The sequence below is a fragment of the Amycolatopsis coloradensis genome, assembly GCF_037997115.1.
Taxonomy (GTDB): domain Bacteria; phylum Actinomycetota; class Actinomycetes; order Mycobacteriales; family Pseudonocardiaceae; genus Amycolatopsis; species Amycolatopsis coloradensis_A.
Genome location: NZ_CP150484.1, coordinates 6,429,763 through 6,439,705, shown reverse-complemented (window position 1 = coordinate 6,439,705; position 9,943 = coordinate 6,429,763). Strand labels below are relative to the sequence as shown.

Below are 9,943 nucleotides of genomic sequence, written 5' to 3'. Positions count from 1 at the left end.
GTAAAGAGGGTTCTCACCCTCTTTACCACTCGCGACCTCTTTATAAAGCGCCCAAATCGGTCACGGCTGTCCTGAAATTGTCCTCTACGGACAGTCGGGAACGGCCACTGTACCGAGCCTCATTCGGCGCCGGCTTGAGCAGCGGATAGCCGACTTGTCGAGCGAGCCTTCTGGGCATCCGGTGCAGTGAAGGGACCTTCACGTGCTGTCTGGTCCTTGTGCCTGGAGCCGGAACACGCGTGTTTCCAGGCGGATCACGTGTGATCCGCCTGGAAAGGCCGGCGCTACTCGGAGAGCTTCCCGCGCAGCTGGTCCAGCGTCTGCGACAGGAGCCGTGAAACGTGCATCTGCGAGATGCCGATCCGTTCCGCGATCTGCGTCTGGGTATAGCCCCCGAAGAAGCGCATCACCAGGATGGCGCGTTCCCGCTTGGGGAGCTCCCGCAGCAGCGGTTGCAGCGCCTCGTGGTTTTCCACCAGCGCCATCTCGTGGTCTTCCTCGCCGATCGTGTCGGCGAGCGAGAGGGCCTCGGTGGCGTTGTCGTGGACCGGTTTGTCGACCGACAACGTCTGGTACGCCTGGCCGGCGAGCAGTCCTTCCCGCACGTCGTTGACCTCGAGCCCGAGGTATTCGGCGAGTTCGGTGGGAGTCGGCGCGCGGCCGAGACGCTGGGACAACGCGGCCGTGCCCTGGCTGAGCGAGACGTGGAGCTCCTTGAGCCGCCTCGGCACCCGGACCGACCAGCCGGTGTCCCGGAAATGCCGCCGGACCTCGCCCATGATCGTGGGCACGGCGAACGAGAGGAAGTCGTGCCCACGGCCGGGGTCGAATCGGTCGACCGCGTTGATCAGGCCGATCCGCGCCACCTGGACCAGGTCTTCGCGAGGCTCGCCGCGGCCGGAGAACCTGGTGGCGATGTGCTCGGCGAGCGGCAGCAGTTCGGTGACGAGGTGGGCACGCAGCTCTCGGCGGCGCCGGGAATCCTCCGGCAGGGAGGCCATCTCCTCGAAGAGCGGTTCGCAATGGGCGTAGTCGTCCGCCTGCCGGGTGAGTGCCTTTCGCTCGCCACTCACCCGTCGCTCGTTCCCGGGGCCAGGACGAGGTCGATCGTCGTCGTGCCCCCTGTTTCGCCGGGAATCGGTTCGCACCGCGCCCGCACCGAGTGGGTCAACGTCGTCAAGACGTGCCAGCCGAAAGTCGTCTCGCTCGGCAGGTAGGGCCTGCTCGTCCGGGTCGAGATCGAGACGGCGATTCCTTCCGGTATCTCGTGAAAGACACAACAAAGAACGGCTCCCAGTTCAGCGGGCTGGACAAGTTGGGAACAGGCTTCGTCGACGGCCATCTTCGCGTCTGAAATGGCGTCCAAGCCGAAGTCCGCACGAGCCACCACACCATGGGTGAGCGTGCGGACGAGAGGGATCTGCTCCGCCTCGGCGGGAAGGCGGAGTTCGACCCGGTCGGACAGACCGTCCGATCCCGATCGGGTCTGGGGGGTGAGGCCGCCCCGTCCGTGTGCATCCATTACGAAACCCATCCGTCCGTGGCCGTGGGGTGACCGCGGCGGTGCTCCGCCGCGTGACGCGTGATCAACGGCCCAGGGCTCGCTGAAGCTCCTTTTTGGACATCTTCGACCTGCCCTCGACGTTGCGCTGTTTCGCTTCGTTGTAGAGCTGGTCCTTGGTGGGGCCGTTCGGCCCCAACCGGTTCCCGGAGCGCTTGCCACCCCGCCGCTGAGGTGACATGTCCTGGAGGGACGTGCGGCTGGCCTCGCGTGACTCGCCTGCCTGCGCACGGTTCTTGTTGACGGTGCGGGCGGCGATCTCCTCGGCCCGGTCGGTGCTCGCGCCCCGATCCTTCGCCGAGTCCTTGATGTGTTCGTACTGACGTTCTCGTTTGTCGCTCCAAGCCTGCTGCGGCATCGCGGCTCCTTCCTTCCCCCGGTCAGGTACCCCGTTCGATTCGCCGGATAAACGTCCGGTTGATCCCGGCGATGGGCGGGTACGCGGGGGGCGGACGCGAAGGAGGCTTCTATGCGCATCGGCTACACCCTCATGACCGAACAGGCCGGACCGAAGGACCTGGTGGGATACGCCGCCGGAGCGGAGAAGGCGGGGTTCGACTTCGAGGTCATGAGCGACCACTTTTCGCCCTGGCTGGACGAGCAGGGGCATTCGCCGTACGCGTGGAGCGTGCTGGGAGCGGTCACCCAGAGCACCGAACGGGTCGAACTGATGACCTTCGTGACGTGTCCGACCATGCGCTATCACCCGGCGGTGGTGGCGCAGAAGGCGGCGACCGTCCAGGCGTTGTCGGACGGCAGGTTCACCCTGGGCCTCGGCGCGGGTGAGAACCTCAACGAACATGTCGTCGGACGCGGCTGGCCGCCGGCGAACGTCCGGCACGAAATGCTCGCCGAAGCGGTCCAGATCATCGGCGGGCTGTTCGACGGCGGCTACTTCAACTACAAGGGTGACCACTTCCGGGTGGACTCCGCGAAGCTGTGGGACCTGCCGGAGCAGCGTGTCCCGATCGGGGTCGCGGTGTCCGGGCCGCAGTCGGTGACCCGGTTCGCGCCGATCGCCGACGCGATGATCGCGGTGGAGCCGGACGGGTCGCTGTGCCGGGAGTGGGACGCGACCAAACTCGGCCCGCCCAGCAGGAAGATAGCCCAGCTGCCGGTGTCCTGGGGCGAGGATCGCGACGCCGCGATCCGGCGGGCGCACGAGCAGTTCCGCTGGTTCGGTGGCGGCTGGAAGGTCAACGCCGAACTGCCGGGGCCCGCGGGGTTCGCCGGGGCCACCCAGTACGTCAAACCGGAGGACGTCGCCGAGGCGATCCCGTGCGGGCCCGACGCCGACCGGATCGTGAAGCAGGTCGGCGAGTTCGAGGCGGCCGGGTTCACCGACCTCGCCCTGATCCAGATCGGCGGTGACCAGCAGGAAGGCTTCCTCCGCTTCGCCGAGGACACGCTGCTCCCGGCCCTGCGGAGCTGATTCACACCCGAACGGAGTCACCCGTGTTCAAACCCGCGGACCGCGGGTATCAGAGCGACACATCCTTCAGCCAAGGGGGACAAGATGAGCAACGAACTCGGCCTTCATCCCGTACCGGACCTGCTGCCGGAAGGCCAGGACACGCCGGAGCAGGAGGCGATCCGTCGTAAGGCGGCGCTCGCCGTGGCTTCGCGGGCGACGAGCGCCGAAGACTGCGCGACCCTGCTGGACATGCTCGGCCTGCACGACGGCGGCCGCAGCTCCGAAGTGGCGTGATTCAGAGGTCGCGCGCCGCCACGAGATCCGCGACGAAGGCCCGGTAGGCCTCGTCGCGATCCGGCGCGCGCAGCACCGCGGACGGGTGCACCGTGGCGACCGCGGTGGTGGCGAACTCGGCGAGGTCGATCCGCTCGCCGCGGCTCCGGGTGATGCGGAAGTCATCGCCGAGGAGCGCCTTCGCCGCCGTCGCGCCGAGGAAGATCAGCAGTTCCGGACGCACCGCCGCCAGTTCGGCGTGCAGCCACGGACGGCAGGCGACGATCTCGGTCTTGGACGGTGTCTTGTGGATCCGCCGTTTGCCGCGTTCGTCCCGCTTGAACTTGAAATGTTTGACCGCGTTGGTGACGTAGATCTTCCGGCGGTCGAAACCCGCTTCGTCCAGGGCCCGGTCGAGCAGCCTTCCGGCGGGCCCTACGAACGGGGCACCCTGCCGATCCTCCTGATCACCGGGTTGTTCGCCGACGACCATGATCTCCGCCGTGCGGGAGCCTTCACCGAAGACGGTCTGGGTGGCGTCGCGGTAGAGATCGCAGCCGCGGCAGCCGGACGCCGCCGAACGAAGCCTGTCCAGATCCGTGGTCTCGGGTGGATCCGCGCCGGGTGCCTTGGTCGCCATGGCGGCCGGATTCCCCGCCCGGACGTGGGACAAACCGGTTATGCGCACGCCGCGGCGGGTAGCCCCGGGTATGGCGACTTCGACCGAACCGGCCACCGCTTCCGTCCAGGACACCGTGCGCGTCGCGTTGCGGGTCGTCCTGCCCACGCTCGCCGGCGGGGTGATCAAACGGCGGCCGCTGGGGATGGCAGCGGCGCAGAAACTCCAGTTCGACCGCGCTGCCGTGCGGCTGCTGGGGCGGCTCCGGTCCCACTACGGTCCTGGCCCGCTGCGGCTGCGGGTGCCCGGTCGCACGATCGACCTGGCGCTGTCGGGGGAGGACGTCGGCGAGGTGCTCGCCGCCGCGCCGGTCCCGTTCAGCCCGTCGACCAAGGAGAAGCGGGCGGCGCTGGGACATTTCCAGCCGCACGGCGTGCTGATCTCGGACGCGACGGAGCGCGCGCCGCGCCGCCGGTTCAACGAGGACGTCCTCGAACCGGGGAAGCCGCTGCATGACCTCGCCGCGCCCTTCGCCGCGGCGATCGCCGAGGAGGCGGTGTCACTCTGGGACGGCGGCACGCTGGACTGGGACACCTTCAACGTGGCCTGGTGGCGGATGGTCCGCCGGGTCACGCTCGGCGAGTCCGCGGCGGGCGACGACGGTCTCACCGACGCGCTCGCCCGCCTGCGAAAGGACGCGAACTGGGCGTACGCGCACCCTCGGCGAGACCGGCTCCACGATCAGTTCCGCACCCGGCTCATCGGCCATCTGGAACGGGCGGAACCGGGCAGCCTCGCCGAAGCCATCGCGTCGGCTGGTCCGTCGGGCGAGCGGACGATGGACGTCGTCGCCGACCAGGTCGCCCATTGGCTCTTCGCGTTCGACGCCGCCGGGATCGTCACCTTCCGCGCGCTCGCGCTGCTGGCCACCCACCCCGGCGCACGGGAACGTGCCGACGAAGAGGTCGCGGCCGCCGACCTGACCGCGCCCGGCCACTTCGCGTACCTGCGTGCCTGCGCCCTCGAATCGGTCCGGCTGTGGCCGACCACGCCCGCGCTGCTGCGCGAGAGCACGGCCGAGACCGCTTGGGGACCCGCCGGGACCACGGTTCTGATCTTCACCCCGTTCTTCCACCGCGACCCCGAATCCCTGCCCTACGCCGACCGGTTCGAACCCGGGATCTGGCTGGACGGCAGCGCGGCGGCCAATCCGGCGCTCGTCCCGTTCAGCGCCGGACCGGCCATCTGTCCCGGCCGGGATCTCGTGCTCTTCTGCGCGAGCACGATGCTGGCGCATTTGATCAAGGACCGGCGCTTCGAACTGGTCTCCGGTGCCGTCCTCGGGCCGGAGCGGCCGCTGCCGGCGACGCTCGACAACTTCCATCTGAAGTTCTCGACGGTGTCGGACTAGTCCTCGACCCATTCGAGCAGGTCGCCGGGCTGGCATTCGAGCACCCGGCACATCGCTTCGAGGGTGCTGAACCGGACGGCCTTGGCGCGGCCGTTCTTCAGCACCGCCACGTTCGCCGGGGTGAGCCCGACGAGTTCGGCGAATTCGCCGACACTCATCTTGCGCTTGGCCAGCTCGACGTCGATACGGACGACGATCGGCATCAGATCACCTGTTCCAGGTCGGACCGCAGGGTGGTGGCTTGCCGTAGCAGCGTGCGCATCACGACCATGAGCAGGCCCAGCACGGCGACGCCGATCAACGCGAGGAACAACAGCAGCGGCAGGCCCGGGTCTTCGGCGTTGAAGCCGACGTAGAGGAACACGCCCGCCAGCGCCACCCAACCGGCGAGGATGGCCCAGACGATGGCGTCCACCCATCTCAGGGACGCTTCGGTGAAGATCCGGTCTTTCTTGACCAGCGTGAGCAGGTGCCAGGTGGCGACGACCACGACCTGGACGCACAGCACCCAGAAGACGGAGACCGCCGTCGCGGGCCAGCGCAGGTACGCCATTTCGGGGTCCTGCCGTGCCATGTGCGCGAACTGCCCCGGCAGGGACATGGTCTGGAAGAGGACGAGGACCCCGAACAGCAGCACGAGGAACACTCGGAGGGGCGCGACCGCCCGTTGCCCTGTGATCATGCATCGAGTTTCGTGCGTTATCTATCGAAAGTCAATCGGTAGCTCTCGGTTTTCGATGCGGCTGGGTGGGCTGGAGGCGCCCTTCGCCGCATCTGACGCGGCGAAGGGCCCTTCGGGCTAGTTCGGGGCGCGGCGGTCGCGACGCGCCCTGGGAGGGGTTGCGAAAGTGGCTTTCGCGACACGTCCGGACGGTGTCGGGCGCGACGAGCTCGAACCCCGCGGCGGCGAACAGCCCGATGGTCCCGATGTGTGCCGCGGACGAGTTGATCCGCCCCTCGCCGGGATCGACGGGATAGCCCTCGATGACGGGTGCGCCGTGCGCCCGGGCGTAGGAGACCGCGCCGTCCAGCAGCGCGTGCGCCACGCCCTTGCGGCGATGGCCGGACCGGACGACGAAACAGACGACCGTCCACGCCGGAGCGTCATCGATCGGCGGCATCGTGCGGGAACGCGTCATACGGTGCAGGTGCGCGCGCGGCCCGACGCCACACCGGCCGACCGGGGTGGTGCCGTCGTAGGCGAGCACGCCGGGCGCGGGATCCGCCGCGCACAGGCCTCGGACGTGCTCGGCGCGTTCGTCTCCGCGCAACCGGCTGTAGTCCGCGGGTTTCGCGCGGTAGGCGAGACACCAGCAGGCGCGGTCGTTCCCGTTCGGATCGAGGATCGTCGCGACGTCGCCGAACCGGTCGGCCGTGGCGGGGTGGATCCGGAACGCGGGCATACGTGGACCCTGAAGCGGCATTCGGGAAATCGCTCACCGCCTTCGGTGGCCGGGGTTGAATTTTCGTTGTGCGAAGGAATTCGCCCGGCCGTAGTCCAGCCGTTGTCGCACCGGGAGGGGGTCTGCCAGGATGCTCGTGACCCGACCGGAAGGAGCGTTCCAGTGGCTTCCCGTCTCAATCCCTACCTCAGCTTCGCCGGCGACGCCCGGCAGGCCATGGAGTTCTACAAGTCGGTGTTCGGCGGAGAACTGACGCTGAATACGTTCGGTGAGTCCGGTATGGCCGGAACGCCGGCGGAGGACCAGATCATGCACAGCCAGCTCGATTCCCCGAGTGGCTACACGATCATGGCGTCGGACACGCCGCCGGGAATGGAGCACAATCCGGGCACCAATGTGTCGATCAGCCTCAGTGGCGACGACGGCGAGGAATTGCGCGGATACTGGGAGAAGCTCTCCGCCGACGGCACCGTTTCGGTTCCTCTCGAAAAGCAGATGTGGGGCGACGAATTCGGTGCCTGCGTCGACAGGTTCGGCATCTCGTGGATGGTGAACATCATTCTGTCCTAGGGACGTCCAGCCCTGCTCGCGTCGGTGGTCACGAGGTCAGCGCCGATGCCGGCGGTTTCGTGTGCTTGACCGGACGACACGCGTGATCCGGTGGACGACACGCGTGACGGGATGGACGACACGCGCGTGGCCAGGGTGCCGCCGCGTGTCGTCCGGCCAGTCATGCGATCACTCACGACCGGGGCGCGCGATCAGCAGGCCGGAACCGGACGTCGAGCACGCCTCGCGGGTCTTCCCGGCCGAGTCCGCGGAGGTGGATCGGTGTCCCACCGGGGTTGTCGTACAGCCGGATGCCGTCGCCGAGCAGGACCGGCGCGATGTGCAGATCGATCTCGTCGATCAACCCGAGCGCGAGCAACTGGCGGCCGATGTCCGGCGAGAACACCTCGAGGTTCTTCCCGTTCGCCGCCTCCAGCCCGATCCGGACGGCTTCGTCCGCGCCGCAGTTCAGGAACGTCACCCCGTCCGTGGGCGTGGCGTCTTCGGGGTGGTGGGTCAGGACGAACAGTGGCCCTTTCCAGGCGCCGCCGTAGATACCGCTCGGGTCGGGGTAGGCGTCCCAGCCATCACGTCCGCCGAGTACGGCGCCGGTGGTCGTGGCGTATTCGTCGATCAGGCCCGGCCGGGAAGTGACGCCGGTCATCCAGTCCATGCCGTGGCCAGGGTCCGCGACGAAGCCGTCGAGGGACATCGTGAAGTGCCACAGCACTTTCCCGTCCGCGGTCTGTGGTTCGAGCATCCTGGCCCCCTGGTGCTTGCGTTCTGCAATCAGCGGTCCACGATAAAGTGAGCGATGGTAGATTGCAACCACTTCTGGTGGAGGTGAAGGGATGGCGGAACCCGCCCGTTCCGGCTGCCCGATCAACGCCGCGGTCGAGGCGTTCGGCGACAGCTGGAGCCTGCTCGTGCTGAGGGACATCATGTTCGGCACCCGGCGTTACTTCCGGGAGCTGCTCGCCGGATCCGAAGAGGGGATCGCGTCCAACATCCTGGCGGACCGGTTGAAGCGGCTGGTCAAGGCCGGCCTGCTGACCCGCGAAGACGCCGGGCCCGGCAAACGGGCCGCGTACAGCCTGACCGAGGCGTCGATCCAGCTGGTACCCGTGTTCGCGCACCTCGGGGCCTGGGGTATCGAGCATCGTCCGACGACCGAGCACCTGCGGGTGCGGGCCGAACTGCTCGCCGCGGGCGGGCCGGAACTGTGGTCGGAGTTCATGGCCGAACTTCGGGTCGTCCACCTCGGCGAGCCGGCGCCGGAGAAGGACGGCCCCGGCGTGCTGCAGCGCCTCGCCGCCGCGTACGAAGCGGCCCTGTGAAGCCACGCCCTCGTTGATTGTTCTTCCCGAATCAAGGGTTCCGGTCAACCCGCCCCCGGGATGTAGTAGCCCGCGACGGAGCGACGGGCTGGTGGGGAGAGGGAATGAGCTCAGCGGAGGGTGTTGTCCTGGTGATCGGCTGCGGGATGCGGCCGTACCGGGAGTACCTGTTGGCGTCGGCCGGGCATCGGCATCCCTTGTGGCTGTTCACCGGGACCGAGCCGACGTGGCAGGAGCGCTACATCACCGGCGCCACGGTGCTGGACACGCAGGACCAGGACGCCGTGCTGGCCGCGGCCCGTGCGCTCCACGCCACGACGCCGGTGCTCGGCGTGGTGTCCTGGGACGAGGCGCTGATCGTCGCGGCGGCGCATGTCGCGGACGAACTCGGGGTGCCGGGTGCCGGGATCTCCGCGATCGAAGGCTGCCGTGACAAGTGGTTCAGCCGCCGGACGCTCACCGCGGCCGGCGTCGCGCAGCCCGATTTCGGGTTCGTGCACGACGACGACCAAGCCGTCCGCGTGGCCGAACGGATCGGTTATCCGGTCGTCGTCAAGCCGCGCGGGGGCGGGGCGAGCATCGGCGTCAGCCTCGCGGAAGATGCCGAGGCGGTGCGGAAGGCGTTCCGGACCGCGGAGGACGCCAGCTTCGGCGGCTCTCCCGCCTACAAGGGTGGGGCGCTGGTCGAGGAGTACCTGAGCGGTCCGGAGATCAGTGTGGACGGCGCCGTCGTGGACGGTGAGTACACACCGATGTTCGTGGCCCACAAGACGGTCGGCATGCACCCGTACTTCGAGGAGCTCGGCCACCTGGTCAGCTCCGCGGACGCACTGCTCGCCGACCCGGCCCTGCGCTCGACGCTGGCCCGCGCGCACAGCGCGATCGACTTCCGGTACGGCATCACGCATACCGAGCTCAAGCTCACCGGACGCGGACCGGTGATCGTGGAGATCAACGGCAGGCTCGGCGGGGACCTGATCCCGTTGCTCGCCAAGTTCGCGACCGGGGTCGACCCGGGCGCGGCCGCGGTCGACGTCGCACTCGGCATGCGTCCGCACCTCCCGCACGAGGCCGAACCCCGATGGGTCGGCGTGCGGTTCGGCTACCCGAAACAGGATTGCGTCGTCGAGTCCGTGTCCGTCCCGGATTCCCTGCGTGACAACGGAATCCTCGCCGCCGACGTACTCGTCGAGCCGGGTGCGCGTCTGCGGCTGCCGCCGGCCGAGTTCATCTCGCGGCACGCGTACGTGATCTGCGCGGGCACCGACCCCGAAGACTGCGAAGCGGTGCTGGACAAGGCGATGGCCCAGGTCCGGCTGACCGCGCACCCCTTGTTGCCCTCGGTGGCCGCCGGCGCCTGACCGCGCACCGGCACC

14 protein-coding genes are annotated in these 9,943 nt (G+C 68.6%); 6 read left to right on the top strand and 8 right to left on the bottom strand.

The genetic code is table 11. From position 1 onward, the window contains the following. Positions 1 to 284 precede the first annotated feature (284 nt). The 3 genes from LCL61_RS30160 to LCL61_RS30150 all read right to left on the bottom strand — a co-directional run bounded on the left by LCL61_RS30160 (position 285) and on the right by LCL61_RS30150 (position 1,919). The gene (locus tag LCL61_RS30160; protein ID WP_340682897.1) at positions 285 to 1,073 is read right to left on the bottom strand and encodes a SigB/SigF/SigG family RNA polymerase sigma factor; all 789 of its coding nucleotides are present in this window, start codon (positions 1,071 to 1,073) and stop codon (positions 285 to 287) included. Beyond that, positions 1,070 to 1,522: an anti-sigma factor gene (locus LCL61_RS30155; RefSeq protein WP_340682896.1), complete on the bottom strand. Its 453-nt coding sequence runs from the start codon at positions 1,520 to 1,522 to the stop codon at positions 1,070 to 1,072. The genes LCL61_RS30160 and LCL61_RS30155 overlap by 4 nt, the downstream gene beginning before the upstream one ends. A gap of 64 nt (positions 1,523 to 1,586) precedes the next feature. After that, positions 1,587 to 1,919 carry a plasmid stabilization protein gene (locus LCL61_RS30150; protein ID WP_125674595.1) on the bottom strand — a complete coding sequence of 111 codons (333 nt, stop codon included), beginning with the start codon at positions 1,917 to 1,919 and terminating at the stop codon, positions 1,587 to 1,589. Between the two features lie 111 nt (positions 1,920 to 2,030). On the opposite strand from LCL61_RS30150, the gene LCL61_RS30145 reads away from it, so the two are divergent. Together LCL61_RS30145 and LCL61_RS30140 are read left to right on the top strand one after the other, a co-directional pair. After that, entirely contained in the window at positions 2,031 to 2,993 is a 963-nt protein-coding gene (locus tag LCL61_RS30145; RefSeq protein WP_340682895.1) for a TIGR03557 family F420-dependent LLM class oxidoreductase, read from the top strand. Positions 2,994 to 3,077: 84 nt separating this feature from the next. Next, a complete protein-coding gene (locus LCL61_RS30140) occupies positions 3,078 to 3,269 on the top strand; it encodes a hypothetical protein (protein WP_340682894.1) in 192 nt (63 codons plus the stop codon). 1 nt (position 3,270) lies between these two features. On the opposite strand, the gene LCL61_RS30135 is transcribed toward LCL61_RS30140, so the two are convergent. After that, positions 3,271 to 3,888 carry a UdgX family uracil-DNA binding protein gene (locus LCL61_RS30135; RefSeq protein WP_340688710.1) on the bottom strand — a complete coding sequence of 206 codons (618 nt, stop codon included), beginning with the start codon at positions 3,886 to 3,888 and terminating at the stop codon, positions 3,271 to 3,273. Between the two features lie 70 nt (positions 3,889 to 3,958). On the opposite strand from LCL61_RS30135, the gene LCL61_RS30130 reads away from it, so the two are divergent. Beyond that, positions 3,959 to 5,278: a cytochrome P450 gene (locus tag LCL61_RS30130; RefSeq protein WP_340682893.1), complete on the top strand. Its 1,320-nt coding sequence runs from the start codon at positions 3,959 to 3,961 to the stop codon at positions 5,276 to 5,278. Here LCL61_RS30130 and LCL61_RS30125 read toward each other — a convergent pair. The 3 genes from LCL61_RS30125 to LCL61_RS30115 are packed head-to-tail and all read right to left on the bottom strand — an operon-like array spanning position 5,275 to position 6,681. Next, entirely contained in the window at positions 5,275 to 5,481 is a 207-nt protein-coding gene (locus tag LCL61_RS30125) for a helix-turn-helix domain-containing protein (protein ID WP_034319648.1), read from the bottom strand. The two genes, LCL61_RS30130 and LCL61_RS30125, sit on opposite strands and share 4 nt — an antisense overlap. Next, positions 5,481 to 5,960 (bottom strand): DUF2975 domain-containing protein, encoded by a 480-nt coding sequence (locus LCL61_RS30120; protein WP_340682892.1) that lies wholly within the window; start codon positions 5,958 to 5,960, stop codon positions 5,481 to 5,483. Before LCL61_RS30120 ends, LCL61_RS30125 begins: the two co-directional genes overlap by 1 nt. A gap of 31 nt (positions 5,961 to 5,991) precedes the next feature. Further along, on the bottom strand, positions 5,992 to 6,681 hold the full coding sequence (locus LCL61_RS30115) for a GNAT family N-acetyltransferase (protein ID WP_340682891.1): 690 nt from the start codon (positions 6,679 to 6,681) through the stop codon (positions 5,992 to 5,994). A gap of 162 nt (positions 6,682 to 6,843) precedes the next feature. Between LCL61_RS30115 and LCL61_RS30110 the strand changes: the two genes are divergently transcribed. After that, positions 6,844 to 7,251 carry a VOC family protein gene (locus LCL61_RS30110; protein ID WP_340682890.1) on the top strand — a complete coding sequence of 136 codons (408 nt, stop codon included), beginning with the start codon at positions 6,844 to 6,846 and terminating at the stop codon, positions 7,249 to 7,251. Between the two features lie 172 nt (positions 7,252 to 7,423). On the opposite strand, the gene LCL61_RS30105 is transcribed toward LCL61_RS30110, so the two are convergent. Further along, the gene (locus tag LCL61_RS30105; RefSeq protein ID WP_340682889.1) at positions 7,424 to 7,990 is read right to left on the bottom strand and encodes a dihydrofolate reductase family protein; all 567 of its coding nucleotides are present in this window, start codon (positions 7,988 to 7,990) and stop codon (positions 7,424 to 7,426) included. A gap of 91 nt (positions 7,991 to 8,081) precedes the next feature. Between LCL61_RS30105 and LCL61_RS30100 the strand changes: the two genes are divergently transcribed. Both LCL61_RS30100 and LCL61_RS30095 read left to right on the top strand, forming a co-directional pair. Further along, positions 8,082 to 8,567, top strand: a complete 486-nt coding sequence (locus LCL61_RS30100; RefSeq protein WP_340682888.1) for a helix-turn-helix domain-containing protein — start codon at positions 8,082 to 8,084, stop codon at positions 8,565 to 8,567. Between the two features lie 104 nt (positions 8,568 to 8,671). Then, positions 8,672 to 9,928, top strand: a complete 1,257-nt coding sequence (locus LCL61_RS30095; protein WP_340682887.1) for an ATP-grasp domain-containing protein — start codon at positions 8,672 to 8,674, stop codon at positions 9,926 to 9,928. Positions 9,929 to 9,943 lie beyond the last annotated feature (15 nt).

Excerpts from the sequence above, each read along its gene's own strand:
- LCL61_RS30155 (WP_340682896.1), bottom strand. The coding sequence starts at position 1,522 with ATGGATGCACACGGACGGGGCGGCCTCACCCCCCAGACCCGATCGGGA.
- LCL61_RS30150 (WP_125674595.1), bottom strand. The coding sequence starts at position 1,919 with ATGCCGCAGCAGGCTTGGAGCGACAAACGAGAACGTCAGTACGAACAC.
- LCL61_RS30145 (WP_340682895.1), top strand. The coding sequence starts at position 2,031 with ATGCGCATCGGCTACACCCTCATGACCGAACAGGCCGGACCGAAGGAC.
- LCL61_RS30140 (WP_340682894.1), top strand. The coding sequence starts at position 3,078 with ATGAGCAACGAACTCGGCCTTCATCCCGTACCGGACCTGCTGCCGGAA.
- LCL61_RS30135 (WP_340688710.1), bottom strand. The coding sequence starts at position 3,888 with ATGGCGACCAAGGCACCCGGCGCGGATCCACCCGAGACCACGGATCTG.
- LCL61_RS30130 (WP_340682893.1), top strand. The coding sequence starts at position 3,959 with ATGGCGACTTCGACCGAACCGGCCACCGCTTCCGTCCAGGACACCGTG.
- LCL61_RS30125 (WP_034319648.1), bottom strand. The coding sequence starts at position 5,481 with ATGCCGATCGTCGTCCGTATCGACGTCGAGCTGGCCAAGCGCAAGATG.
- LCL61_RS30120 (WP_340682892.1), bottom strand. The coding sequence starts at position 5,960 with ATGATCACAGGGCAACGGGCGGTCGCGCCCCTCCGAGTGTTCCTCGTG.
- LCL61_RS30115 (WP_340682891.1), bottom strand. The coding sequence starts at position 6,681 with ATGCCCGCGTTCCGGATCCACCCCGCCACGGCCGACCGGTTCGGCGAC.
- LCL61_RS30105 (WP_340682889.1), bottom strand. The coding sequence starts at position 7,990 with ATGCTCGAACCACAGACCGCGGACGGGAAAGTGCTGTGGCACTTCACG.
- LCL61_RS30100 (WP_340682888.1), top strand. The coding sequence starts at position 8,082 with ATGGCGGAACCCGCCCGTTCCGGCTGCCCGATCAACGCCGCGGTCGAG.
- LCL61_RS30095 (WP_340682887.1), top strand. The coding sequence starts at position 8,672 with ATGAGCTCAGCGGAGGGTGTTGTCCTGGTGATCGGCTGCGGGATGCGG.